The sequence below is a fragment of the Microbacterium azadirachtae genome, assembly GCF_000956505.1.
Lineage (GTDB): Bacteria > Actinomycetota > Actinomycetes > Actinomycetales > Microbacteriaceae > Microbacterium > Microbacterium azadirachtae_A.
Genome location: NZ_JYIX01000030.1, coordinates 50,134 through 73,711, shown reverse-complemented (window position 1 = coordinate 73,711; position 23,578 = coordinate 50,134). Strand labels below are relative to the sequence as shown.

Below are 23,578 nucleotides of genomic sequence, written 5' to 3'. Positions count from 1 at the left end.
CCCAACAGGCCGCTCCGGCATCAGGCTGTCGTCCGGCGGCAAGGTCCGCTCGGTAGGATCGCGGGATGACCGACGCCTCGCGAGCCGCCACGCGCCGTGCCGGCCGGGGCGGACGACCGCGCCGCCGCGCCACGTTCGCGAGCGTGCTCGGCGAGCTGCTGCTGACCGCGGGCGTCGTGGTGCTGCTGTACGCCGCGTGGCAGATGTGGATCGGCGACATCATCATGAGCGCCTCCGCGAACGACAAGGGGCAGCAGATCTCCCAGGCCTGGTCGAAGGGTCCCGCTCCCGCCCTTCCGCCCGTGATCGACGACGGGAACGGCGTCGACGCCGCTCATCCCCGGTACGAGCCACCCGCGATGACGGCGCCCGAGAACGGCGTCCCGTGGGGCGCGCAGATGCACGTGCCGCGGTGGGGATCCGACTACAACGTGCAGATCGCCGGCGGGGTGACCAGGCCGGACACCCTCGACCACGGCTGGATCGGCGTCTACCCCACGTCGGGGATGCCAGGCCAGCCGGGAAACTTCACGATGGCCGCCCACCGCACCACCTGGGGCAAGCCCTTCAACCAGCTCGACCGGCTGCACCTGAACGACGCGATCGTGATCGAGACGGAGCAGGGGTGGTACACCTATCGGTTCCGCACGCTCGAGTACGTCACGCCAGACAGTGTCGACGTACTGGATCCCGTGCCGCAGGAGACGGGCGCCGCCGCCGGGGGCCGGTACATCACCCTCACGGCGTGCTCGCCGCTGTACTCGCTCGCCGAGCGCATCGTGGCGTACGGGGTGTTCGAGAGCTTCCAGCCACGCGCACTGGGCGCCCCGGCATCGTTGAAGGCGGTGAGCTGATGTACGGCGCTCTGTGGCGCATCCTCCCCGGCCCGTGGTGGGTGCGGCTGTTCATCGTGCTCGTGCTGCTCGCGGCCGTGCTCTACGGCCTGATGTTCTGGGTGTTCCCCTGGGTGAGCCCGCTGATCTCGCCCGGCGACGTCAGCATCGAACCCACGCCGACCGCGACCTGATCCGGGGTCGGGTGAGAATTCGGAGGCCGGTCTCCGCCTGTCATCCGCCCGGACGACCTTTCAGTGCCGTGCTGCGGGATGTTCTGGTGGGCCGTAACGGTCGGTGAGCGCAGCACCGATGGTCGCGAGGTGATCGATGACTCCCTGTGGGCTGGAGATCTCGAGCCATTCGACGAGCCCGGCGAGGTGGCCGGCGAGCCCGTACTCGCTGGGCCCGCGGAACACCACTGCGATACGGCCGTCTGTACCGGCCGTACCGATGTCGAGGTTGTCGCCCAGCGCGGCGCGAAGGTACTCGAGCCCCTCGGGTGCGCAGGTCGCGCGGACCTCCACCGGCGTGTGCAGACGGTCGGCGTCGTCCGTGACCTGACGCCAGCTTCTGGCGAGGTCGAATCCATCCGGGCGCGCAACAGGGTGATCGGTGGCCGTAATGGCCGTGACCCTGTCGATCCGGAATGTCCGCTGGCCGGTATCGGTGTGGGCGACCAGGTACCAGGAGGGTCCTTTCGCCACGATCCCCAGTGGATGAACGGTCCTCTCGGTCTCGTTGCCTGCCGCATCGATGTAGCCGAACCGCACCTGAACTCCCCGGATCACGGCGTCCTGCAGCACAGCGAGGAAACGAGGCGGGTGAGCGTCGGCGGTGTCGGGCGAGTTCCATCGCCGTGAGTCCACGACCAGCGATGCCGCCGCCGCTTCGGCCTGCGCACGAAAGGTCTCCGGCAGTGCGCGGACGAGCTTGCGGAGTGCGGCCTTCACCTCGGGCGTCGCCGCCGCCGCCGGCCCCGCGACCAGGAACAGAGCTCGGGCCTCGCCCACTGTGAGACCCGAGAGATCGGTGCGGGCGCCACCCAGGAGGCGCCATCCGCCGCCTCGGCCTTGCACGGAGTAGATCGGGATTCCCGCCATGCCCAGGGCATCGAGGTCGCGACGTGCGGTGCGCTCGGACACCTCGAGCTCTTCGGCGACTTCCGCTGCGGTGACCTGCTCGCGCCGTTGCAGCATCAGGAGGATGGCCACCAGTCGATCGGATCGCATGCCACAACACTGGCAGTTAAACCGGTCGTGGGGTGACCTGTTTACCTGCCTAGCGTGGAATCATGAACTCAGCAACGCATCCGATCTCCTTTCCCGAACCGACGATCATCGCCGTCAACGGCGTCGAGCTGGAGGTGTTCGAGGCCGGCCGGCACAATGCCGGACGACCGATCGTGCTCTGCCACGGCTTCCCCGATCTCGCCTACACCTGGCGCAACCAGGTGCCCGCGCTGGTCGCGGCCGGTTACCGCGTGATCGCCCCCAACCAGCGCGGCTATGGCAACTCCTCGCGCCCCGCGGAGGTGGTCGCCTACGACATCGAGCACCTGACCGGCGATCTTGTCGCCCTCCTCGACCACTTCGGCTACGCCGACGCGACTTTCATCGGTCACGACTGGGGCGCGTTCGTGGTGTGGAGCCTGACGCTGCTGCATCCGGAGCGCGTCAACGGGGTGATCGCGCTGAGCCTGCCGTACCTGGTGCGGGGCGACGTGCCCTGGTTGGACTTCATGGAGGCGGTGCTCGGCAGCGACTACTACTTCGTCCACTTCAACCGAAAGCCGGGAGTCGCCGACGCCGTGTTCGATGCGGACCCGGCACGGTTCCTCAACAACCTGTATCGGAGGAACGAGCCGGTCATGCCGCCCCAGCCGGGCATGGTGCTGATCGAGACCGCTCGCACCGAGACGCCTTCCGGTGACCCGCTGCTCAGTGAGAGCGAACTGTCGGTCTACACCACCGCGTTCGAGAGCTCGGGATTCACCGGAGGCATCAACTGGTATCGGAATCTCAACCGCGCCTGGCATCAGCTGGCCGATGCCGACCCGATCGTCCAGCAGCCTGCGCTCATGATCTACGGTGAACGCGACGCCGTCGCCCAGGCCGAACATCTCGCGACGTTCGTGCCCGACGTCGAAGAGATCAGCCTCGACAGCGGGCACTGGATTCACCAGGAGCGGCCCGAGGAGACCAATCGCGCGATCGTGACGTGGTTGAAGGCCCAGGAGGCCAGCGCAGGCTGAGGACGCATCGACGCCGGCGAAGAACGGGAGGCCGACCTACGCCCTGCGCCCCGGAATGGCGCGCGGCGTAGGCCGGCCGCCGAACTCGTGGTCGACGCCGAGTCCGGCTGCTACTTGCCGGTGCAGTAGGTCAGGTCGATCGTGGACAGCACGGGCACGTCTCCCGGGGGCGCCGACATCGATGCGACGGTCTTCGGATCGGTGGCCTTGCACTGCGGGTTCTCGACCGGGTTCGCGGTCAGGCCCTGCTGCTGGAGCGTCTGGGTCGCCGAGTCGAGGGTCCAGCCCGTGAGGTCGTTGAGCGTCACCACGCCGCTGGCCACGACGAGGTCGATCACGGTCCCCGGGGGCACCTTCGTGTCGGCCTGGACGCTCGACGTCAGCACAACGTCATGCTGCGTGCGCGGATCGTTCTTCTGCGTCACGGATCCGAGTTGCAGCCCGGCCTTGGTCAGCGCGTCCTTGGCGGCCGTCGCACTGAGGCCGACCACCTGGGGCACGGCAACCTCTGCGGCGCCGGAGGAGACGTAGACCGTGACCGACTGGCCCTTGTCCATGTGCGCGCCGGCCTCGGGCTCCGTGCTGACGACTTTGCCCTTGTCGACGGTCGCATCCGCCTGATCGATGCGGATCGCGCGCAGGTCGTTCTTCGCCAGCAGCGCGACCGCGGTCTCGTAGGTCTGGCCTGAGAGACTCGGCACCGAGCGCGTGGCGGTCGGCACGTCGACGGTGGGCTTGATCGCGAGCACCCAGATCAGCACGGAGGCCATCAGCACGACCAGCAGCGCGACACCGGCCCAGATCCATGCCACAGGGGGACCCGACTGCGTGCGCGTCATGGTCGTGTCGGTGGAGAGCTGACGCAGCGTGCGCGCGGTCTCCTGCGCGTGCCGCGGGCTCGGTCCGTAGAGCTCGCTGGTGAGCGAGGACAGCTGCTTCTTCGTGGGCACGGCACCGGTCACGGCGTCGTCGAGCGCCGTGCGGAACGACACCGCATCGGGGAAGCGCTGGAACGGATCCTTCGCCATCGCGCGCAGCACGACCGGATCCAGGGCGCGGATGCGCGCGAGTTCGGCGGCGGGGTGCTCCTCGTCGTGCACCTCACTCGGCGGCAGCGGCGTCTCGCTGACGTGCTGGTAGGCGACGGCCACCGGGGAATCTCCGCGGAAGGGCTGGCGTCCGGTGAGCATCTCGTACAGCACGACTCCCGCGGAGTACAGGTCGGTGCGGGCGTCGACCTGCTCGCCCTTGGCCTGCTCCGGCGAGAAGTAGGCGGCCGTGCCGATGATCTGGGTGGTCTCGGCGACCGTGGAAGAGGAGTCGGAGACGGCCCGGGCGATCCCGAAGTCCATCACCTTGACCGTGCCGTCGGGGGTGACCTTGACGTTGCCCGGCTTGATGTCGCGGTGCACGACGCCGGCGCGGTGGGAGTACTCCAGCGCCTCGAGGATCCCGTCCGCATAGCGCACGGCATCGACGGTAGGCACGGGGCCGCGCGCGATGATGTCCTTCAGCAGGTCGCCGGGCACGAGCTCCATCACGATGAAGGGCACCGGCTCGGCGGGTGTGCCGCCGGCCTCGGCCGTGCTGTCCTCGCCCGCGTCGAAGACGCGCACGATCGAGGGGTGCGACATGCGCGACGCCGCCTGCGCCTCCATCCGGAAGCGCGTGCGGAACGCCGCGTCGCGGGCGAGGTCGCGGTCGAGGATCTTGATCGCGACCTCGCGCCCGAGGGTCAGGTCGTATCCCCGGTGCACATGTGCCATGCCACCGCGGCCGATGAGGTCATCGACGCGGTAGCGACCGGCCATGACGCGCGTGATCGTCGCCACAGAGGACCCCCCTGGTTCTCTTGTTCTTGATGCTTTCGGGCCGCTCAGGGCGATGGCGGTGGTGAGACAGGGCCGGTGCCCGGCACGATCGGATCCGCCATCTGCGGGGACGGGCCGCTCTCGCGCTTGCTGTCGCCGCACAGCGCCAGATAGGTCGCGGTGACCTGTGCTCCCGGCTGATTGGCGATCGAGATCTCGGCGTTGAGCGTGCCGGCATCGAAGGTCTTCTGGGATCCGTCGCCGACGAACGTCGCGTTGGTGAGGGTCACCACGTAGCCCGACACGTTGCCGGTGCCGCTCGGGCACACGAACCCGGCCCAGCTCAGCTGCACGGTGCCGCCTGCAGTGGCGGGTCCGGCGAGCTTCGGAGCGGAATCGGGGGCACCGATCGGCACGAGGTCGCCGTACACGGCCAGCTGGACGACGGTGCCCTTCTTGACGTTGCCGCCGCTGGGATCCGTGCTGTAGACCGTGCCGACCTTGTCCTGCGCCGGGGCGTGGTCGCCCGTGGAGCAGGTGCCGTCGAGGCCGGCGCCCTTGAGCGTCTGCACGGCGGCATCGCACGTCTGTCCGATCAGGCCGAGCGTGCCGAGCGCGACGGTATCGGCGGTCGGTGTCGGCGTGGGCGTCTTGCTCGGCGTCTTCGACGGCGTGGTCTGCGAGCTCGTCGTGGACGGAGCGGGCTCCGGCGCCTTCTGGTTCGAGAGCAGCGCGAAGACCGTGCCGCCGAGCACGATGACCAGCAGCGCGATGAGCGCGATGAGCGGCCAGGTCCACGGGCTGCGCTTCTTCTTCTCCGGGGCCTCATCGGCCTCGGTCGGGATCTGCGCGGTCGTCGGCATGATCGTCGTCGCGCCCTGCGTCGCGCCGAGGAGCTGAGTCATGGCATCGTCGCCGGTGGCACCCGCGACGGCACCGGCGCCCACGACACCGGCGATGACGGCCGGCACCGCGATCGCGGCGGAGTTCAGGTCGCCGCGGCGCAGCGCCTGCGCGGCGCGCGCGACCGTGGCCGCGGAGCTCGGCCGGTCGGCCGGCTTCTTCGCGATCATGGCCATGACCAGGTTCTGCACCGGCTGCGGCACGGTCGGCGGCAGCGGCGGCGGGGTGTCGTTGATCTGCGCCATGGCGATCGCGACCTGCGACTCGCCCGTGAACGGGCGCTTCCCGGCTAGGCATTCGTACGCGACGATGCCGAGCGAGTAGATGTCGGTGGCCGGCGATGCGGCGTGTCCAGAGGCCTGCTCGGGCGAGAGGTACTGCACGGTGCCCATGACCTGACCGGTGGCCGTGAGCGGCACCTGGTCGGCGATCCGCGCGATGCCGAAGTCGGTGATCTTGACCCGGCCGTCCGGCGTGATCAGCAGGTTGCCGGGCTTGATGTCACGGTGCACGAGGCCCGCCGCGTGCGCGGCCTGCAGCGCGGAGGCGGTCTGCGCGACGATGTCGAGCGTCTTGTCGGCGCTGAGGGATCCCTCGCGCTCGATGATCGTGGAGAGCGCCTCGCCGGGGACGAGTTCCATGACGAGGTACGCCGAGCCGTTCTCCTCGCCGTAGTCGAACACGCTCGCGATGCCCTCGTGGTTCACGAGGGCGGCGTGGCGGGCCTCGGCGCGGAAGCGCTCGAGGAAGCCAGGATCCCCCATGTACTCGTCTTTGAGGATCTTGATGGCGACGGTCCGTCCGATGACGTGATCGGTCGCCTCCCACACCTCGCCCATGCCACCGATGGCGATCCGAGACTGCAGCTCGTAGCGACCGCCGAAATGCACACCCTGTGTCGGCCTCATTTCTTCAGCACCGCCTCCATGACCTTTTTGGCAATCGGTGATGCGATCGCATCACCGGATCCGGATTGTCCCTGCCCACCGCCGTCTTCGACGACGACCGCAACGGCGATCTCCGGGTTCGAAGCGGGCGCGAAGCCGGTGAACCACAGCGTGTAGGGGTTGGTGTCACCGTTCTCCGCTGTGCCCGTCTTACCGGCCACGTCGACTCCGTCTATTCTTGCACCCTGCGCCGCGCCGCTTGAGACCGACGCCTGCATGGCGGCGGTGATCGCCGCGGCCTGGTCGGAGCTCATCGCCTGCCCGAACTGGCTGTTGTCGATCTGCTTGAGCACCGACAGATCGTCGCCGAGGACCTGATCCACCATGCGCGGGTTCATCACGACGCCGTTGTTCGCGATGCCGGCCGAGACCATGGCCATCTGCAGCGGGGTCGCCCTCACGTCGCCCTGTCCGAAGCCCGTGAGACCGGTCTTGTCGGGCGAGAGGCTCTTCGGGTACGTGGACGCGGTCGACTCGAGCGGGAGCGAGAACTCCTTGCCGAAGCCGAACTTCTCGGCGGAGGAGCGGATCGCCTTGTCGCCGAGCTGCACCGCGAGCTCGGCCATCGGGATGTTGCAGCTGTACCGGATCGCATCGGCGAGGCTCACGGTCTCGCCGCCGGGGCAGGGCCCGCCCCACGAGTTGTGCACGGCGGTGGTGGTGCCCGGCAGGGTGAAGGCGGCAGGGTTCGGGAACGTCGACTGCATCGTGAACTTGCCGGAGTCCAGCGCCGCGGCGGCCACGACGAGCTTGAACGTGGAACCGGGAGGGTTCATGTTCCCGCCGATGGCGCGGTTCGACAGCGGCTTGTTCGGGTCGGCGACGAGGCCGTCGTACGTGGCGTTGGCGGCCTTCGAGTCGTGCACGGCCAGGCTGTTCGTGTCGTAGCCGGGGGTGGAGACCATCGCGAGGATCCGTCCCGTCTTGGGCTCGATCGCGACGACGGCGCCCTGCAGGCCCTGCAGCGCGTCGTACGCGGCCTTCTGCGCCACCGGGTCGAGGCTGAGGCGGACGTTCGCGCCCTTCTGCGGCTGGCCCGAGACGATGCGCTCGATCGACGAGAGGAAGTTGGAGCCTCCGGTGCCGCTGAGCTCGCTGTTCATGGCCTTCTCGATGCCGGTCGCGCTGCCCAGTGCGGGGTTGTAGTAGCCCGTGACCGAGGACCACATCTGCGGATCCGTGTACACCCGCTGGAACGAGTACATGTCGCCCGACGCCTTCGAGGTGGCGATCGGCGTGTCCCCGGCGAGGATGGATCCGCGCTGGATCTCGTAGCTGTCCAGCCGCGTGCGCCGGTTCGCGTCGTTCTGCGCGAGCGCGTCCGCCTGCACGACCTGGATCCAGCTCACAGAGCCGAATAGGGCGAGGAACATGACCAGCACGAGGATGCTGATCCTTCTGAGTTCCTTGGTCATCCGATCACCACCCTGGGTTGGCGGCGCACGCCGTCGGATATCCGCAGCAGCAGACCGACGATGAGCCAGTTCGCGATGAGGGAGGAGCCTCCCGCCGCGAGGAACGGCGTGGTGAGGCCGGTCAGCGGGATCACGCGGGTGACGCCGCCGACCATGATGAAGACCTGCAGGCCGATCGTGAACGAGACGCCCACCGCGAGCAGCTTGCCGAAGTCGTCCTGACCGGCGACGCCGATCCGCAGGCCCCGGCTGACGAACACCATGTACAGGCACAGCACGGCGAACAGGCCGATCAGCCCGATCTCCTCGCCGAGGCTGGTGATGATGAAGTCGCTCTCGGCGACCGGCGTGATCTGCGGGCGGCCCTGGCCGAGGCCCGTGCCGAGCAGCCCCCCGTGCGCGAGGCCGAAGATGCCCTGCGTGAGCTGGTAGCTCTGGTCCTCCATGAGGTCGGGGTCGAAGGCGTTGATCCACGTGTTGAAGCGGTTCTGCACGTAGGTCAGGAACTGCGACACGACCGCGACGCCGATCACCACGCCCACGACGCCGATGAGAACCCAGCTGGTCTTCCCGGTCGCGACGTAGAGCATCACGATGAACATGCCGAAGATGAGCACGCCGGTGCCGAGGTCGTGCTGCGCGACGATGATGGCGAGCGAGATCAGCCAGACCACGATCACGGGCCCCAGCTCGCGCATGCGCGGCCAGGTGATGCCGGCGAACCGCTTGCCCACGGACGACAGGCTCTCCCTCGTGCGCACGAGGTAGCCCGCGAAGAAGATCGCCAGGAAGATCTTCGAGAGCTCGCCGGGCTGGAAGCCGAGCCCGCCGATCGAGATCCAGACGTCAGCGTTCGCATCGGCCTTGAGGCCGGGGATGAAGGGCAGGACCAGAAGCACGAGGCCCGCCAGCCCGGAGAGGTAGGTGTACTTGTACAGCACGCGGTAGTTGCGCAGGAAGATCACGAGGGCGATCGCGCCTGCCACCGAGATCGCCATCCACATGAGCTGCTTGTTGGAGGACGCGTCCCAGCCCGTGGCGCGGTTGGCGATGTCGATGCGGTAGATCTCCGCGATGCCGACGCCGGTGAGGAGCGTGGCGATCGGGAGGACGAACGGATCCGCGTCGCTGGCGACGAAGCGCAGCACGATGTGCAGGGCGAACACGAGCACGGCGAGCCCGCCGCCGATGAGCAGGATCATCGGGTCGATGCGGCCGAGGGCGCCCAGCTGCACGAGGGTGAGGGCGGCGCCTGCGACGACCACGGCGAACAGCAGGAGCCAGAATTCGCGGTTGCGCTGCGTCTGCGGACCGCGGATCTTGCGCAGCGCGCGCAGCACGGCCGTGTCGGCGGCGACGTCGCCGGCGTGGGGAGCGGGTGCGGTGGCGGTCATGGCGTCTTCCCCGTCCCGGACGAGGCGCGGAGGCGCCCGACGATGGCCGTCGCGTCGTCGAGGGAGCGTGCGGTGATGGTCTGCTGCACGAGCGACTGGTTGAAGCTGGGCAGGTCCGACATCTTGATGCCGGTGTCCTCGTACACGTGCGAGAGCGATATCGGCCCGAGATCCTGCTGGATCCCCTGGAAGACGGCGACCGTGTCGGTGTCGGAGGAGACCCCCACGAAGTAGCGGGTCTGCGTCCACGCGTAGGCCCCGAACAGCGCGGCCGCCATGAGCGCGATCACCACGAGCAGCCCGGTGATCCACCCGACCCTGCGGCGCACCGAGCGGCGGTGGTCCTCCTCGATGAGCTCCTCGAGGTAGTCGGCGGCCGGCTCGAAGTGCGTCGGTTCGTTCGCCGCCTGGCGCACGGGGTGCAGCCAGCTCGGGCGGGCCGGGCGCGCGGCGGGCACGATGATGCCCTGCGGGTTCGCCGCGGCGCCGACGACGGTCGCGGATCCGGAGAGCAGCGGGTGCTGGCCGCCGACGTCGACGATCACGATCGTGACGTTGTCGGGGGCTCCCCCGTCGAGCGCGTACTTCAGCAGGCCGTCCGCGGTGCGTCCCGGGGCCATGGCCAGGCGCAGCGTCTTCTCCATGTGCGCTTCGTCGACGACCCCGGAGAGGCCGTCGGAGCACAGCAGCCAGCGGTCCCCGGGCAGCGTCGGCATGACGAACATGTCGAGCTCGGGATCCGCGTCCATGTCGCTGAGCACGCGCATGAGCACGGAGCGGCGCGGGTGGTAGCGCGCCTCCTCCGGCGTGATCCGGCCCGAATCGACCAGCCGCTGCACGAAGGTGTGGTCGGTGGTGATCTGGGTGAGCGTCTCGTCGCGGTAGAGGTAGATGCGGGAGTCGCCGATGTGGCCGATGACGGCGTAGTCGTCGACCATGATGATCGCGTCGAGCGTGGTGCCGAGGCCGGCGAGCTCCGGGCGGTCCTTGACGGCGCGGATCATGTCGCCCGCGGCGGTCGTGGCGGCAGCCTGCAGCGAGGCCTCCGCGTCCATGGTCGAGGGATAGGCGTGATCGAGGTTCTGCAGCCGGTGGATCGCGAGGCTGCTGGCGACGTCGCCGCCCGCGTGGCCGCCCATGCCGTCGGCGACGACGAACAGGTTCGCCCCGGCGTAGCCGGAGTCCTGGTTGTTGGAGCGGACCTTCCCGGTGTGGGAGATCGCGGCGCTCGAGCCCTCGAAGACCATGGCCGCCGGTTACGCCCGCAGCTCGAACGTCGTGGCGCCCACCTTGATGGGTGCGCCGATCGACACGGCGACGGGGGCGCCGACGCGCTCTCCGTTCAGGAACGTGCCGTTCGTGGAGTCGAGATCCTGGAGCATCCACTGGTCGCCCCACAGCAGCAGGCGCGCGTGGTGGCTGGACGTGTAGTCGTCGCGGATGACGAGACCGGATTCGCTCGAGCGGCCGATCGACATCGGCTCGGATCCCAGCGGCACCTCGAGGCCGGCCTTGGGACCGGACGTGATGACGAGTTTGGCGACGGTGGACGTGGTTGCCGGTCCGCCGGGCCTGCTCCTCGGTGCGGCAGAGGGCTTCGCGGGTGCAGGGGCCGGCTTCGCCGCCGGGGCGCTCGCCGCGGCCTCGGCCTGGGGCAGCTTGCGCACGCGCACGCCGAACAGATCCGCGCGGAGCGAATAGACGACCGCGAAGACGAAGAACCACATCAGCACGAGGAAGCCGATGCGCAGGAGGAGGAGCGTCAGTTCACTCATGACGGCTGCTCCTCACGGATGGCGCGCTCGCGGCGCTTTCCGCAGGCCGCGCTCACGGATTGACCCCGAACGCGCGCGTGGCGTCATCGCCGCGGCCGCGGACCGGCTCGGAGACGGGCACGACCTCGAATGTCAGATCCGTGCGGCCGATCGTGATGACCATGCCGCTGGTGAGCTGGGCCTCGCGCACGCGCTGGCCGTTGAGCTTGGTGCCGTTGGTGGAGCCGAGGTCGCGGAGCATGGCGTGATCGCCGTCCCACAGCACTTCGGCGTGCTTGCGGCTGGATCCGGCGTCGCCGATGGTGATGTCGGCGTCGCTTCCACGGCCGATGACCGTACGCGCCTTGGTGACGGGGTAGCGTGCGCCGCCCGTGGTGACGACGGCCTGCCAGGTGACGCGTCCGCTGCTCGGCGTGGAGGCGGATTCGACGCGGACGGTGCCCGTGGCGAGCTTGTCGTCGGCTTCGAGGGCGATGTTCACGGGGCCGGAGAAGCTGTATCCCTGTGCGCGGGCGTGCTCCTTGACCAGGACGTGCAGCTCGTCGATGAGAGCGGATCCGAGTCCGTGCATGGCCGTCGCGTCCTCGCCGCTCAGGTGCACGAGGAAGGTGCTCGGCACGATGATGCGGTCGCGGCTGACGACAGCCGCCTTCGTGTCCATTTCGCGACGCAGTGCCGAAGCGATCTCCACGGGCTGGATGCCGCTGCGGAAGGTCTTCGCGAACGCGCTGTTCACTGCGCGCTCGAGACCCTTCTCAAAGCTGTCTAGTAGTCCCACTGGGCTCCCATGGCTCACCGATCGGTACGCACATCGTAGCGATACGGCCTGAATGATCCCCCGGACGGCGCGATCCGGATGCCGAGTGGATCCTGTGTCGTCGGTTCGCCTGCGCGGCCGGGCTTGCTCGGTTCCGGTAGCGAGTGCACCGGATCCTGCCGAGCGCACGGGACGTTCGCGCGCGCAGGCCGTGCGCTCGACGGGATGCCGTGCACTCGACGCAGCCGGGGTGCGGCGCCGGTTCGGAGTGCGCGCCGGGGCGTGATATTCTCGGGAGGTTGGTTCGCGAGGACCGACATGCGCGAGTGGCGGAATAGGTAGACGCGCTGGCTTCAGGTGCCAGTGCCTGCAAGGGCGTGGGGGTTCAAGTCCCCCCTCGCGCACAGTGAGAAGAAGGCCCGGATCGAGAGATCCGGGCCTTCTTCGTTTCCTTGACCCCTGCGTCCCCGCCGCTAATCTGGCGTCAGCCGCGGACCGCGGCGCGAGCCGAAGGAGACGCCGTGGATCCGCAGGAGTCCGCACCCGCCCCCGAGAACACCGCGCCGGAGACCCCCTCGCGGCGCACCGGCCCGTTCCGTCGCCTGTCCGCGACGGTCGCACGGTGGAGCGCTCCGATCCGCATCGTGCTGGGCCTCGCGATCGTCGCGGTCGGCGTCGTCTTCCTCCTCGTGTCGATGACCGTGCAGACGATCGCGCTCGTCACCGGGATCGGGATCCTGCTGGCGGGCGTCGCCGTGCTTCTCACCGCGGGCGAGGGCAACGGGCAGGACGACGACGGATCCGCGTCGCGCCCGGCCGTCGTGATCGTCGCGCGCGTGCTCGGCGGGCTGCTCGTGCTGCTCGGGGCCGGCATGGCGCTGTGGCCGGTCGCAGGTGCTCCGCTGCTCTCGCTGCTCCTCACGATCGCGCTGATCGCCTTCGCCCTGGCCACCGTCGTGCGTGCCTTCCGCCCCGGCGCGGATCAGCGCGTCACCGGGATCATCGCGGCGGTCGCGACGCTGGCCGTCGCCGCGATCACCGTGTTCTGGCCGGTGCTGACCCTGGTCGTGTTCCGGCTCGGCGTCGGGGCGTGGTTCGTCTTCATCGGGCTGCAGCTGATCGTGCGCGCGTTCGCGAGGCGCTCTCCCGCGACGAACGCCCCGCGCCGTCCGTGGGTGCGCTGGCTCCGCACGATCGGGGCGAGCGTCGCCCTCGTGCTCGCGGTCGCGCTCGCCGCGGGCAGCGGCGCGCTGCTCGGGGGCACTCCGCTGCCGGTGCCCGATGCGTTCTACACCCCGCCCGCCGATGTGCCGTCCAAGCCCGGCACGCTGATCCGCTCCGAACCGATGACGGTCGGCGTGCCCGCGGGGGCGAAGGCGTGGCGGATCCTCTACACGACCACGAACCAGGACGGGTCCCCGGCCGTCTCGAGCGGCACGGTGCTCGCGCCGGAGAACCCGGGACCGGATCCTCTTCCTCTCCTCACGGTCTCGCACGGCACGGTCGGCGTGGTGCCGGGCTGCTCGCCGTCGCTGAGCGCCGCGCCCTTCGCCGACGGCGCGGGCACGGCGATGGCCGACATGGTGACCGAGCACGGCTGGGTCGCAGTCACGTCCGACTACATCGGCCTGGGCACGAAGGGCCCGCACCCCTATCTCGTGGGCGATGCGGAGGCCCGCAACGTGTGGGACGCGTCGAAGGCCGTGCTCGGGTTCAGTGAGCTCAACGTCTCCACCGACACCGTGATCTGGGGCCACTCGCAGGGCGGCCAGGGCTCGCTCTGGACCGGCCAGATCGCCTCGTCCTATGCCCCGGAGTTCACTGTCAAGGGCGTCGCGGCGTTCGCGCCGGCCTCGAACCTGTACGCGCTCGCCGAGGCGATCAAGTCGGAGACGGCGGGCAAGACCGTGTCGGCGTACATCGCGGCGACCTGGGACAAGGTGTTCCCCGAGCTGAACGTCGAGAAGAGCCTCACCCCCGGATCCGCCGGGCCGGTCGAGCGCATCGGCGGACTCTGCTTCAACGGGCACGACGGCCTCGCCGCGATCCTGCGCGGCAGCCAGGTGCCGAACCAGATCTTCCCGAATGCGCTGCTCGACGGCCCGTTCGGCGACAAGCTCAAGGAGCAGGAGCCCACCGGGCCCTTCCCCGCGCCCGTGCTGGTCGCGCAGGGACTGGCGGATCCGCTCGTGAAACCCGCGATCCAGGACGCGTGGGTGAAGGCCCGCTGCGATGCCGGGATCCCCGTCGACTACCGCACCTACCCCGGGCTCGGCCACGTCGAGCTCGTCGGGCCGGACTCCCCGCTCACCCCTCAGCTCGAGCAGTGGACCCTGGACCGCTGGGACGGCAAGGCCCCGACCCCGGACTGCGACCACCTCCCCTCCGGCTGAGCCGGCCGGCCCGCAGATCCCGCGCGCCGTCCGCCGCGGTTCAGAGCACGATGTCGTCAGCGCTGTGCAGCGGTCGCCACTCGACCGGGCGGATCCCCCGGGTGGTCAGCACGTCCGCGGCCGCGAGGGGCCCGACGTCGACGCCGGCGAGCGCGGCGATCTCGGTGACGGGCACCTGGAACGTGCGGAACCCGCCGAGCGGCGCGGCGGCGAGCAGCCCGTCCCTGGTGTCGACGAGGTCGCTCTGGTCGAGGACGAATCCGGCCGCCGAGAGGGAGCCGGCCGACTCCCAGGCCGCGATCTTCCAGAAGCGCAGGGGGATCCGGATGCCGCGATAGGGCGGGTCGTCGTCGGCGAGCACCGGGGCCGTGAACACGGAGATGCGCTGCGCGGTGGCCTCTGCATAGGTGAGCACGTGGTCTTCGAGGCCGAGCCAGAGCTCGGGGCCCTGATTGAAGCGTGCCGCCTGCGGAGCGGCGTTGGGGTAGACGAAGGTGGCCTCCATCGCGGCGCGCGCCGCGGAGACGTCTCCCCACCCCGGATCGCGCCGCCGCACCAGGTGTCCTCGGTCGAGGTCGTTGCGCGCGTACACGGCGGGCCCGGTCTGCTCGTCCTCTCCGACCCGGGGGTCGAGCCGCCATTCGCCCGTGCGCGGCAGGTCGCGCAGTGTCGTGCCGTCGATGTTGACGCCCGTCGCCACGGCCAGTCTGCGGCCAGGATCGAGCAGCACGGTGAAGCGCGGATACGCGAGCTCGCGCACCTCGCGTTCCGGGCGCGGCAGAGGGAGCGAGGTGGAGAGGAAGCCGGGCTCGTAGCCGTCCGTCATGCCTCCATCGTGACGGATGCCGCCGACACTGTCACGACACTGTCACGACACGGATCCCAAATCCATGCGTGCTGGAAAGCTTGCAAGCGTGTAACATTGCAGAGTTGCAAGTTTTGCGCCGGCGTCGGCGCTCGTGTCGATCGAAGAAGTCCGCGGGCGGGATCCGCACCGCTCCATCCCCCGTTCCCCTGGAAGGACTTCTATGGCAACCGCCACCGACACCGTCACGACGGTCGAGGCGTCCGCCCCGCTCGCCGCGAAGCCGATCATGACGCACAAGCAGATCATGCTGGTGATCTACGGCCTGATGAGCGGCATGTTCCTGTCGTCGCTCGCGCAGACCGTCTTCGGCACCGCGATCCGCACGATCGGCGACGACCTGCACGGCCTCGATCAGCAGGCCTGGGTCACCACCGCGTTCCTCATCACCTCGACCATCGCCGTGCCGATCTACGGCAAGCTGAGCGACATCTTCGGCCGCCGCCCGCTGTTCATCCTCGGCATCGTGATCTTCATCCTGGGCTCCACGCTCTCGGCGTTCTCGACCTCGATGATGATGCTCGCCGCGTTCCGTGCGTTCCAGGGCATCGGCGCCGGCGCGCTCATGGCGTTGCCGCTCGCGATCATGGGCGACATCCTCGCCCCGCGCGAGCGTGCCAAGTACCAGGGCTACTTCTTCGCCGTGTTCGGCGTCGCGACCGTGATCGGCCCGCTCGTCGGCGGCCTGTTCGCCGGCGCGAACCAGATCCTCTGGATCGACGGCTGGCGCTGGACCTTCCTCATCAACATCCCGCTGGGCCTGTTCGCGCTGTTCATGGTGATCACGTTCCTCCACCTGCCCAAGGTCGGCCGGCACAAGGGCCCGCGCATCGACTGGTGGGGCGCTGCCGCGGTCATCATGGCGCTCGTGCCGCTGCTCATCGTCGTCGAGCAGGGCCGCGCCTGGGGCTGGGACTCCGTCGCCTCCATCGCCTGCTACGCGATCGGCGGCATCGGCCTCGTCGCATTCGTCGTGATCGAGGCCCTCATGAAGGACGACGCGATCATCCCGCTGAAGCTCTTCCGCTCCGGCACCTTCTCGATGGCCACAGTCCTCGGTTTCCTCGTGGGCTTCGCGATGTTCGGCGCGATGATGACCATCCCGCTCTACATGCAGATCGTCGTCGGCATGAACCCGACCGAATCCGGCCTGTCCATGCTGCCGCTCATCGTCGGCCTCATGATCGCCTCGCTCGCCTCGGGCCAGATCACGGCGCGCACCGGGAAGTACCGCATCTTCCCCGTCCTCGGCACGCTCTTCACCGCGGTCGGCTTCTTCTCGCTCACGCTCATCCGGTACGAGACGCCGCTGTGGCAGATCTTCGTCGGCATGTTCGTGCTGGGCCTCGGGCTCGGCCAGCTCATGCAGCCTCTGACGCTCGCGAGCCAGAACTCGGTCGATCCGCACGAGATGGGCGTCGCCTCGAGCGCCGCCACGTTCTTCCGTCAGATCGGCGGAACCCTGGGCACCGCCGTGATGCTCTCGGTGCTGTTCTCGATGCTGCCCGCCAACGTCCTTCACGCCACCGAGGACAAGGCCAATCTGTCGGCGGCGCTCGATGCTGCTCTGGATCCGGCGACCTCGTCCAAGGCGGACAACGCCGCCATCATGAAGCAGCAATGGAGCGCCGTCGTCGGTCCGCTGACCGAGAACGTCCAGAAGCAGCTCGACAAGGGTCTGGCCGAGGCCGACGCGAAGGCGAAGGCCGCGGCCAGCGAGGCCGTGACGCAGAAGGTCACCGAGGGCGTGAACCAGGCCGTCGCCGCGGGGCAGCTGCCCGCGGAGGCCGCGCCCGCCGTGATCGCGCAGAAGGCCGCGGAGGCGACGCCCGCCGCGGAGTCCGCTGCGCACGAGCAGGTGCTGAAGGCGGTCGCCGAGAAGGCGCACGCCGGCGTCCAGGGTGACAAGGTCGCGGTGAACTGGGCCGATCACGACCAGCGCACCTACTGGGTCGACCAGCTGGTCCCGACGCTGCAGGACGAGATCAAGAAGAAGGAGAGCGATGCCTCCGGATCCGGTTCGTCCGGCACTGCGGTGAACGACACCTCCTTCCTGACCGGGGCCGACGCCGCGCTCAGCAAGCCGTTCATGATCGGTTTCATCCAGGGACTCGTGACGCTGTACTGGGTCGGCTTCGGCGTGATCCTGCTCGCGTTCGTGCTGACCTGGTTCTTCAAGGTGCCGCCGCTGCGCGCCCGATCCGCACTGCAGGAGCAGGCGGACAAGGTGGGAATGACCGAGACCGGAAGCATCAGGACCCACAAGGCCTGAGCGGAGTCGGGGCGGGGAGACCCGCCCCGACTCTCGAGGAGAGCGAGATGACGAACACAGAGGAGCTGACCGCGGCGGATCCGCACGCGGAGAACTGCGGCCGGCGCGAGCGCAAGAAGCAGCAGACCCGGCAGGCGCTGCATGAGGCCGCGCTGCGCCTGGTCGATGAGAAGGGCCTCGACGGCACCACGGTCGAGCAGATCTGCGAGGCCGTGGACGTATCGCCGCGCACCTTCTTCAACTACTTCCCCTCCAAGGCCGCCGCCGCCCTCGACCTGCCCGACACCGGGATCCCCCCCGAGGGCGCCGACGCGTTCCGCGCCGCCCAGGGCGAGCTCGTGCCCGCGCTCTGCGCGCTCATCGGCGCCTCGATGGACGACGCGCAGCAGCGCAAGCGCATGAAGGCGCTGGTCGTGCGCCGCCCCGAGCTCATGCCCGCCTTCGCGCAGTGGATGGGCGGCATCCGCGAGCAGTATTACGCGCTCGTCCGCGAGCGCGCCGACGATGCGGACGCCATGGCCGCGGTCGCCCTCACGATGGCGGCGCTCAGCGTGATCGTGCACGACGGCACCGCGGGCGGCGAGCGGCCCGGTGCCGCTCGCCTGCTCGAGGGCGTGGAAGACCTCGTGGCCGCCCGGAACGTGCGGCTGCGCGACGCGGGCTGACGGCGGTCGCCTCCCTGCCGGAGTGCGGGATTCGGGGCTCCCCGGCGGGCGCGCTGAAGGCGGAAAACGCTCTTAGCGGCGCATGTCGGGCGACGATATCCATCTCGCCGCGACGGTGATCCGGCCGGAGGGATGGAAAAGGCTCCTCGCGGACCCTCCGAAGCTGCGGAATCCATCTCGTCCGCCGCGCAGGATCCAGCAACCTCATAGTGAATCTGCGTTTGCGCAACCTTTCCTTTCGTGTAATCTTGCATGGCTGCAACATTCTTGCCGCCAACGTCGGCGCTCGAAGCGACGGGTGTCGACGACGGGCGACGGCGTCCTCGATTCATTTGAAGGGACTCCATGTCCACCGCGACAGCAACCACAGGGGCGACGCGCACGGAGCGCAAGCAGAACGCCCCGATCATGACGCACAGGCAGATCCTGCTCGTCATATACGGCCTGATGGCCGGCATGTTCCTCTCGTCGCTCGACCAGACGATCGTGGGCACCGCGATCCGCACGATCGGCGACGACCTGCACGGCCTCGATCAGCAGGCCTGGGTCACCACCGCGTATCTGATCACCTCGACGATCTCGGTGCCGATCTACGGCAAGCTCAGCGACATCTTCGGTCGCCGGCCGCTGTTCATCTTCGGCATCACGGTGTTCATCCTCGGATCCGTGCTCTCGACGTTCTCGACGTCCATGCTGATGCTCGCGGGCTTCCGCGCCTTCCAGGGCATCGGCGCCGGCGCGCTGATGTCGCTCCCGCTCGCGATCATGGCCGACATCCTCGCCCCTCGCGAGCGTGCCAAGTACCAGGGGTACTTCTTCGCGGTGTTCGGCATCTCCTCGCTGATCGGCCCGCTGGTCGGCGGCCTGTTCGCCGGCGCGCACGAGATCCTCTGGATCTCCGGATGGCGCTGGGTGTTCCTCATCAACCTGCCGATCGGCCTCATCGCGCTCGCGATGGTGATCGCGTTCCTGCACCTGCCGAAGGTCGGCACGCACAAGAATCCGCGCATCGACTGGTGGGGCGCGACGGCCGTGATCGTGGCGCTCGTGCCGCTGCTGCTCGTCGCCGAGCAGGGCCGCGAGTGGGGCTGGTCCTCGTTCGCCGCGATCGCCTGCTACGTGATCGGCGGCCTGGGTGCGATCGCCTTCGTGCTCATCGAGATCGCGATGAAGGACGACGCGATCATCCCGATCCGCCTGTTCCACTCCAACACCTTCTCTATGGCGACCGTCATCGGTGTGCTCGTGGGCTTCGGCATGTTCGGCGCGATGATGACGATCCCGCTCTACATGCAGATCGTCGCGGGCCTCACCCCCACCGAGTCGGGCTTCGCGATGCTGCCGATGGTCGTCGGCCTCATGACGTCGTCCATGGCCGCCGGTCAGATCACGGCGCGGACCGGGAAGTACGGTATCTTCCCGCGCCTGGGCACGCTGTGCACCGCCCTCGGATTCCTGCTGCTCACGTTCGTCTCGTCCAGCACCCCGGTGTGGTTCATGATGATCGGCATGTTCGTGGTGGGCCTCGGGCTCGGCCAGCTCATGCAATCGCTCACCATGGCGAGCCAGAACGCGGTCGCCGCGCCCGACATGGGCGTCGCCACGAGCGCCGCGACCTTCTTCCGCCAGATCGGTGGAACGCTGGGGACGGCGATCATGCTCTCGATCCTGTTCACGCTGCTTCCGCTGAACATCGTGCACGGCATGGCGCCCCAGGCGACGTTGACCGCGGGCCTGAACGCCGCACTCGATCCCGGCGTCGCGGGCAAGACCGAGAACAAGGCCGTCGTGAAGCAGCTCTGGGAGCCGGTGATCGGGCCGGCGCAGAAGCAGATCCAGGCGCAGCTCGACAAGGGCACGACCGAGGCCAAGGCCGTTGCCGACAAGAAGGTGACCGACGCCGTCACGGCGGGTGTGAACCAGGCGGTCGCTTCCGGGCAGCTCCCGGCCGCGGCCGCGCAGACGGCGATCGATCAGAAGGTCGCCGAGGCCCTGCCCGACGCCGAAGCCGCGGCGCTGAAGGCCGTCGCCGCCGCTGCGAAGGCCACTGTCGTGAACGGTCGCGTCGTTGTGGACTGGTCGGACAAGGCGCAGCGCGAGCACTGGGTGGACACGATCGCGCCCGGGATGAGCAAGCAGCTCGCCAAGGTGTCGACGTCAGGCGGCTCGTCCGGATCCAACTCTACGATCAGCGACACCTCGTTCCTGAACGGGGCGGACCCGGCGCTCACGAAGCCGTTCATGGTCGGCTTCACGCAGGCGATCGACATCATCTACTGGGTCGGCTTCGGCGTGCTGATGCTCGCCTTCGTGCTGAGCTGGTTCTTCAAGGCGCCGCCGCTGCGCACCCGCTCGGCCCTGCAGGAGCAGGCCGACGAGGCCGGCGTCAGCGAGACCGGTACGATCAGGGTCCAGAGCGCCTGAGCGATGCAGCCGGGGCGGGCACGTCCCGTCCCGGCTTCGCGTACGAGGAGAAGAAGATGAGCATCGCGAACACCGCCGGCGAGGGCCGGCGAGAGCGCAAGAAGCAGCAGACCCGTCAGGCTCTGCACGAGGCCGCCCTGCGTCTGGTCGAGGAGCAGGGGCTGGACGGCACCACGATCGAGCAGATCTGCGAGGCCGTCGACGTCTCGCCGCGCACCTTCTTCAACTACTTCCCGTCCAAGGCCGCCGCCGCTCTGAAGCTGCCGGAGTCGGGCGCCGGCGGCGAGGTCGTGGCGCGATTCCTGCGCGCCCGTGGTGAGCTCGTGCCCGCGCTCTGCGAAGTGGTCGGCTCCTCGATGGACGAGGGGATGGACCGCCAGCGCATCAAGCAGCTGCTCATCCGGCGGCCCGAACTGCTGCCCGCGTTCTCGCAGTGGATGGGGTCCGTGCGGGAGCAGCTCATCGAGCTCGCCGAGCGCCGTGCCTCCGATCACGACGAGGCCGTGCGCGCGGTGTCCCTCGTGCTCGCCGCGATGAACGTGCTGGTCCACACGCGCACCACGCCGGACCGGCCCGGCGCCACCCGCCTGCTGCAGGCGCTGGACGGACTCGTCCAGGTGCGCGGCGCCCGGATGTCGGATCCGGACTCTAGCCTGGAGGCATGACCTCCCCCGCGTTCGACCGGATCGCCCTCCCGCTGCGTACAGAGCGGCTCATCGTGCGTGCGAGCACGTCGGCCGACTCCGACGCGGTGTGGCGCTACCGCCGCCTCGACGAGGTGCACCAGTGGCTCACCACGGCGCCCGCCGATGCCGAGGGGTTCCGCGCGCACTTCGCGGATCCGGAGCGTCTCGCGCTCACCCTGCTCGTGGAGCTTCCGGGCGTCGGCGTGATCGGCGACATCATGCTGCGCGTCGAAGACGCGTGGTCGCAGGCGGAGGTACGCCCGCAGGCCGAGGGCGTGCAGGCGGAGCTGGGCTGGGCCATGGATCCTGCGCAGCAGGGGCGCGGGTACGCGACCGAGGCGGTGCGCGCGGTGATGGCCGCCTGCTTCACCGAACTCGGGCTGCGCCGTGTCAGCGCCGGCTGCTTCGCGGCGAACGAGCCGTCGTGGCGCATGATGGAGCGCCTGGGCATGCGGCGCGAGGAGCACAGCCGCCGCACCGCGCTGCACCGCAGCGGAGAGTGGATGGATGGCATGAACTACGGGCTTCTCGCGGAGGAATGGCGCTCTCTGACCGATTGAGAGCGTTTTCCGATCGGCGCGCCTGTGCATCCTGGACAGGGGCGCGCGGCCTCGCCTAGTGTTGACCGCGCGCACGTGAAGACGGCTGCTCCCGCCCGACGTCCCCAGCGAGGGCGGAAGGTCTTCCCCAGAGACCGGCGGCCAGTGCGTGCAATGGCCCCCTCGGCGCATCCAGTCCCCAATGGATCCCCCGGGGGGGCCGCTTCGTCCCCAGTATTCCGATGTACTGAGATGATACGCCCGTCGTCGACATTTTGTCCCCCTTTTGGGGGACAGAACTCCCGAACATGGGTTATGCTGATTTCAGACGCACCCTCCGGTCGTCCTGGGTCCCCATCGCTCCCCCCGCGGTGGGGACCCGCTCCATTTCTCGGACGTGCGCGCCGCGGCCTCCGTCGCTCCGGCCGCTCCGGGAGCGGATCCCGCCCGTCGCGCGGCTTGCAACATTTTCGTCACCTTGTGATCCGGGGTGTTGCTATGCGGGTCGACTCGGATAGCGTTAGCATCGTCGACGCGTCTGCGCCGGCGTAAGCCCAAGCAAGAAGGCAGTACATGACTCAGGGCACGGTTAAGTGGTTCAACTCGGAGAAGGGCTTCGGCTTCATCTCCCCCGACGACGGTGGAGCTGACGTGTTCGCGCACTACTCCGCCATTGCATCCTCCGGCTACCGCTCGCTCGACGAGAACCAGCGCGTCGAGTTCGATGTGGCGCAGGGCCCCAAGGGCCTGCAGGCCGAGAACATCCGTCCGCTCTGAGCGACACGGACTTCTGACTCCCCCGGTGCCTCGGCACCGGGGGAGTCTCCTTTTGTGCGGGCGGCTCGTGCGCGCGCGAGAAACCAGATCCCGCACGAGACACCACGCCAGACGTGATGTCTCGCGTCAGAAGCGGTTTCTCACGGCGGAGCGGCCGCGTGTGCCGCAGAGGTCAGCCCTGCGGCAGCAGGATCCGCAGCAGCTCGTCGGGGGTCGCGACCTCGGCGATGGCGCCGGCGGACTCCCCCGGCTCGCCGAAGCCCCAGGTGACGAAGATCACGGGCACGCCCAGGGGAGCCGCGCCCTCGATGTCGTGCAGGCGGTCGCCGATCAGGACGGGGCGGCTGACGTCGACGCCCGCCTCGGTGAGCCGGTGCAGGGCGCGGCGGAGGACCGCCTCCTTGCCGTCGTGCAGGCCGGATGCGTCGGGCAGCGCTCCGGCGACGATGACGAAGTCGTCGATCAGGCCGTAGTGCTCGAGGATCGCGAGCACCTGGTTCTCGGGCTTCGAGCTCGCGGTGGCCTGCGGGATGCCCGCCGCCTTGACCGTCTGCAGGGCCTCGGCGACGCCGGGATAGATCCGCACGCTCGCGGCGTAGCCGTCGCGCATGGCCAGTTCCCGGTACTTCCGCACCGCGAGGTGCGCGTCCTCCTCGGACAGGCCGGCCAGGTCGCGGAACGACTCGAACATCGGCGGGCCGATCCAGCGGGACAACTCGCTCTGCGCGGGCTCCGGCAGGCCGAACGCGGCGTACACCTCGACGAGGCGCGGCAGGATCCCCGCCGAGGCGTCGGCGATCGTGCCGTCGACGTCCCAGAGGACGCAGGTGTAAGGGGATGCGGCCATGTTCATGCCTCTCGGAGATAC

Annotated in this window: 20 protein-coding genes and 1 tRNA gene; 11 read left to right on the top strand and 10 right to left on the bottom strand. The window is 69.2% G+C overall.

Going from position 1 to position 23,578, the window contains the following annotated elements; translation table 11 throughout:
* The first annotated feature begins 65 nt into the window (after window positions 1-65).
* Window positions 66-854, top strand: coding sequence for a class E sortase (locus tag RS86_RS05975; protein WP_045271300.1), 789 nt, complete (start codon window positions 66-68; stop codon window positions 852-854).
* The gene (locus RS86_RS20765; RefSeq protein ID WP_045271299.1) at window positions 854-1,027 is read left to right on the top strand and encodes a hypothetical protein; all 174 of its coding nucleotides are present in this window, start codon (window positions 854-856) and stop codon (window positions 1,025-1,027) included. Before RS86_RS05975 ends, RS86_RS20765 begins: the two co-directional genes overlap by 1 nt.
* Window positions 1,028-1,087: 60 nt before the next feature.
* Here the strand turns inward: RS86_RS20765 and RS86_RS05965 are convergent, their stop codons facing one another.
* Entirely contained in the window at window positions 1,088-2,047 is a 960-nt protein-coding gene (locus tag RS86_RS05965; protein ID WP_235281654.1) for a helix-turn-helix transcriptional regulator, read from the bottom strand.
* 80 nt (window positions 2,048-2,127) lie between these two features.
* On the opposite strand from RS86_RS05965, the gene RS86_RS05960 reads away from it, so the two are divergent.
* On the top strand, window positions 2,128-3,087 hold the full coding sequence (locus RS86_RS05960; RefSeq protein ID WP_045271297.1) for an alpha/beta fold hydrolase: 960 nt from the start codon (window positions 2,128-2,130) through the stop codon (window positions 3,085-3,087).
* A 110-nt stretch (window positions 3,088-3,197) separates the two neighbouring features.
* On the opposite strand, the gene pknB is transcribed toward RS86_RS05960, so the two are convergent.
* The 7 genes from pknB to RS86_RS05925 form a co-directional block, all read right to left on the bottom strand.
* Window positions 3,198-4,898, bottom strand: coding sequence for a Stk1 family PASTA domain-containing Ser/Thr kinase (pknB, locus tag RS86_RS05955; protein ID WP_045271296.1), 1,701 nt, complete (start codon window positions 4,896-4,898; stop codon window positions 3,198-3,200).
* A gap of 65 nt (window positions 4,899-4,963) precedes the next feature.
* Window positions 4,964-6,709, bottom strand: coding sequence for a protein kinase domain-containing protein (locus tag RS86_RS05950; protein ID WP_045271295.1), 1,746 nt, complete (start codon window positions 6,707-6,709; stop codon window positions 4,964-4,966).
* Window positions 6,706-8,163 carry a peptidoglycan D,D-transpeptidase FtsI family protein gene (locus RS86_RS05945; protein WP_045271294.1) on the bottom strand — a complete coding sequence of 486 codons (1,458 nt, stop codon included), beginning with the start codon at window positions 8,161-8,163 and terminating at the stop codon, window positions 6,706-6,708. The genes RS86_RS05950 and RS86_RS05945 overlap by 4 nt, the downstream gene beginning before the upstream one ends.
* Window positions 8,160-9,557: an FtsW/RodA/SpoVE family cell cycle protein gene (locus tag RS86_RS05940; RefSeq protein ID WP_045271293.1), complete on the bottom strand. Its 1,398-nt coding sequence runs from the start codon at window positions 9,555-9,557 to the stop codon at window positions 8,160-8,162. Before RS86_RS05940 ends, RS86_RS05945 begins: the two co-directional genes overlap by 4 nt.
* Window positions 9,554-10,804, bottom strand: coding sequence for a PP2C family protein-serine/threonine phosphatase (locus RS86_RS05935; protein WP_045271292.1), 1,251 nt, complete (start codon window positions 10,802-10,804; stop codon window positions 9,554-9,556). The genes RS86_RS05940 and RS86_RS05935 overlap by 4 nt, the downstream gene beginning before the upstream one ends.
* 9 nt (window positions 10,805-10,813) lie before the next feature.
* Complete coding sequence (locus RS86_RS05930; RefSeq protein ID WP_045271291.1) at window positions 10,814-11,332, bottom strand: FHA domain-containing protein FhaB/FipA; 519 nt, start codon at window positions 11,330-11,332, stop codon at window positions 10,814-10,816.
* 52 nt (window positions 11,333-11,384) lie between these two features.
* Complete coding sequence (locus tag RS86_RS05925; RefSeq protein ID WP_045271290.1) at window positions 11,385-12,110, bottom strand: FhaA domain-containing protein; 726 nt, start codon at window positions 12,108-12,110, stop codon at window positions 11,385-11,387.
* Between the two features lie 299 nt (window positions 12,111-12,409).
* Between RS86_RS05925 and RS86_RS05920 the strand changes: the two genes are divergently transcribed.
* Window positions 12,410-12,493: transfer RNA gene (locus RS86_RS05920), tRNA-Leu, on the top strand.
* 117 nt (window positions 12,494-12,610) lie between these two features.
* Window positions 12,611-14,482, top strand: coding sequence for a lipase family protein (locus RS86_RS05915; RefSeq protein ID WP_235281651.1), 1,872 nt, complete (start codon window positions 12,611-12,613; stop codon window positions 14,480-14,482).
* 40 nt (window positions 14,483-14,522) lie between these two features.
* Here the strand turns inward: RS86_RS05915 and RS86_RS05910 are convergent, their stop codons facing one another.
* Window positions 14,523-15,308: a DNA/RNA non-specific endonuclease gene (locus tag RS86_RS05910; protein ID WP_045271289.1), complete on the bottom strand. Its 786-nt coding sequence runs from the start codon at window positions 15,306-15,308 to the stop codon at window positions 14,523-14,525.
* Between the two features lie 202 nt (window positions 15,309-15,510).
* Here RS86_RS05910 and RS86_RS05905 point away from each other — a divergent pair, with 202 nt between their 5' ends.
* The 6 genes from RS86_RS05905 (at window position 15,511) to RS86_RS05880 (ending at window position 22,710) form a co-directional block, all read left to right on the top strand.
* Window positions 15,511-17,619, top strand: coding sequence for a DHA2 family efflux MFS transporter permease subunit (locus RS86_RS05905; protein WP_419177694.1), 2,109 nt, complete (start codon window positions 15,511-15,513; stop codon window positions 17,617-17,619).
* A 47-nt stretch (window positions 17,620-17,666) separates the two neighbouring features.
* Window positions 17,667-18,284 (top strand): TetR/AcrR family transcriptional regulator, encoded by a 618-nt coding sequence (locus tag RS86_RS20760; protein WP_052680101.1) that lies wholly within the window; start codon window positions 17,667-17,669, stop codon window positions 18,282-18,284.
* A gap of 345 nt (window positions 18,285-18,629) precedes the next feature.
* The gene (locus tag RS86_RS05895) at window positions 18,630-20,708 is read left to right on the top strand and encodes an MDR family MFS transporter (RefSeq protein ID WP_235281649.1); all 2,079 of its coding nucleotides are present in this window, start codon (window positions 18,630-18,632) and stop codon (window positions 20,706-20,708) included.
* Window positions 20,709-20,764: 56 nt separating this feature from the next.
* On the top strand, window positions 20,765-21,373 hold the full coding sequence (locus RS86_RS20755) for a TetR/AcrR family transcriptional regulator (RefSeq protein WP_052680100.1): 609 nt from the start codon (window positions 20,765-20,767) through the stop codon (window positions 21,371-21,373).
* Window positions 21,370-21,954: a GNAT family N-acetyltransferase gene (locus tag RS86_RS05885; protein WP_045271288.1), complete on the top strand. Its 585-nt coding sequence runs from the start codon at window positions 21,370-21,372 to the stop codon at window positions 21,952-21,954. Before RS86_RS20755 ends, RS86_RS05885 begins: the two co-directional genes overlap by 4 nt.
* A 552-nt stretch (window positions 21,955-22,506) precedes the next feature.
* Entirely contained in the window at window positions 22,507-22,710 is a 204-nt protein-coding gene (locus RS86_RS05880; RefSeq protein ID WP_045250254.1) for a cold-shock protein, read from the top strand.
* Window positions 22,711-22,882: 172 nt separating this feature from the next.
* Here the strand turns inward: RS86_RS05880 and RS86_RS05875 are convergent, their stop codons facing one another.
* Entirely contained in the window at window positions 22,883-23,557 is a 675-nt protein-coding gene (locus RS86_RS05875; protein ID WP_045271378.1) for an HAD hydrolase-like protein, read from the bottom strand.
* Window positions 23,558-23,578: the final 21 nt, after the last annotated feature.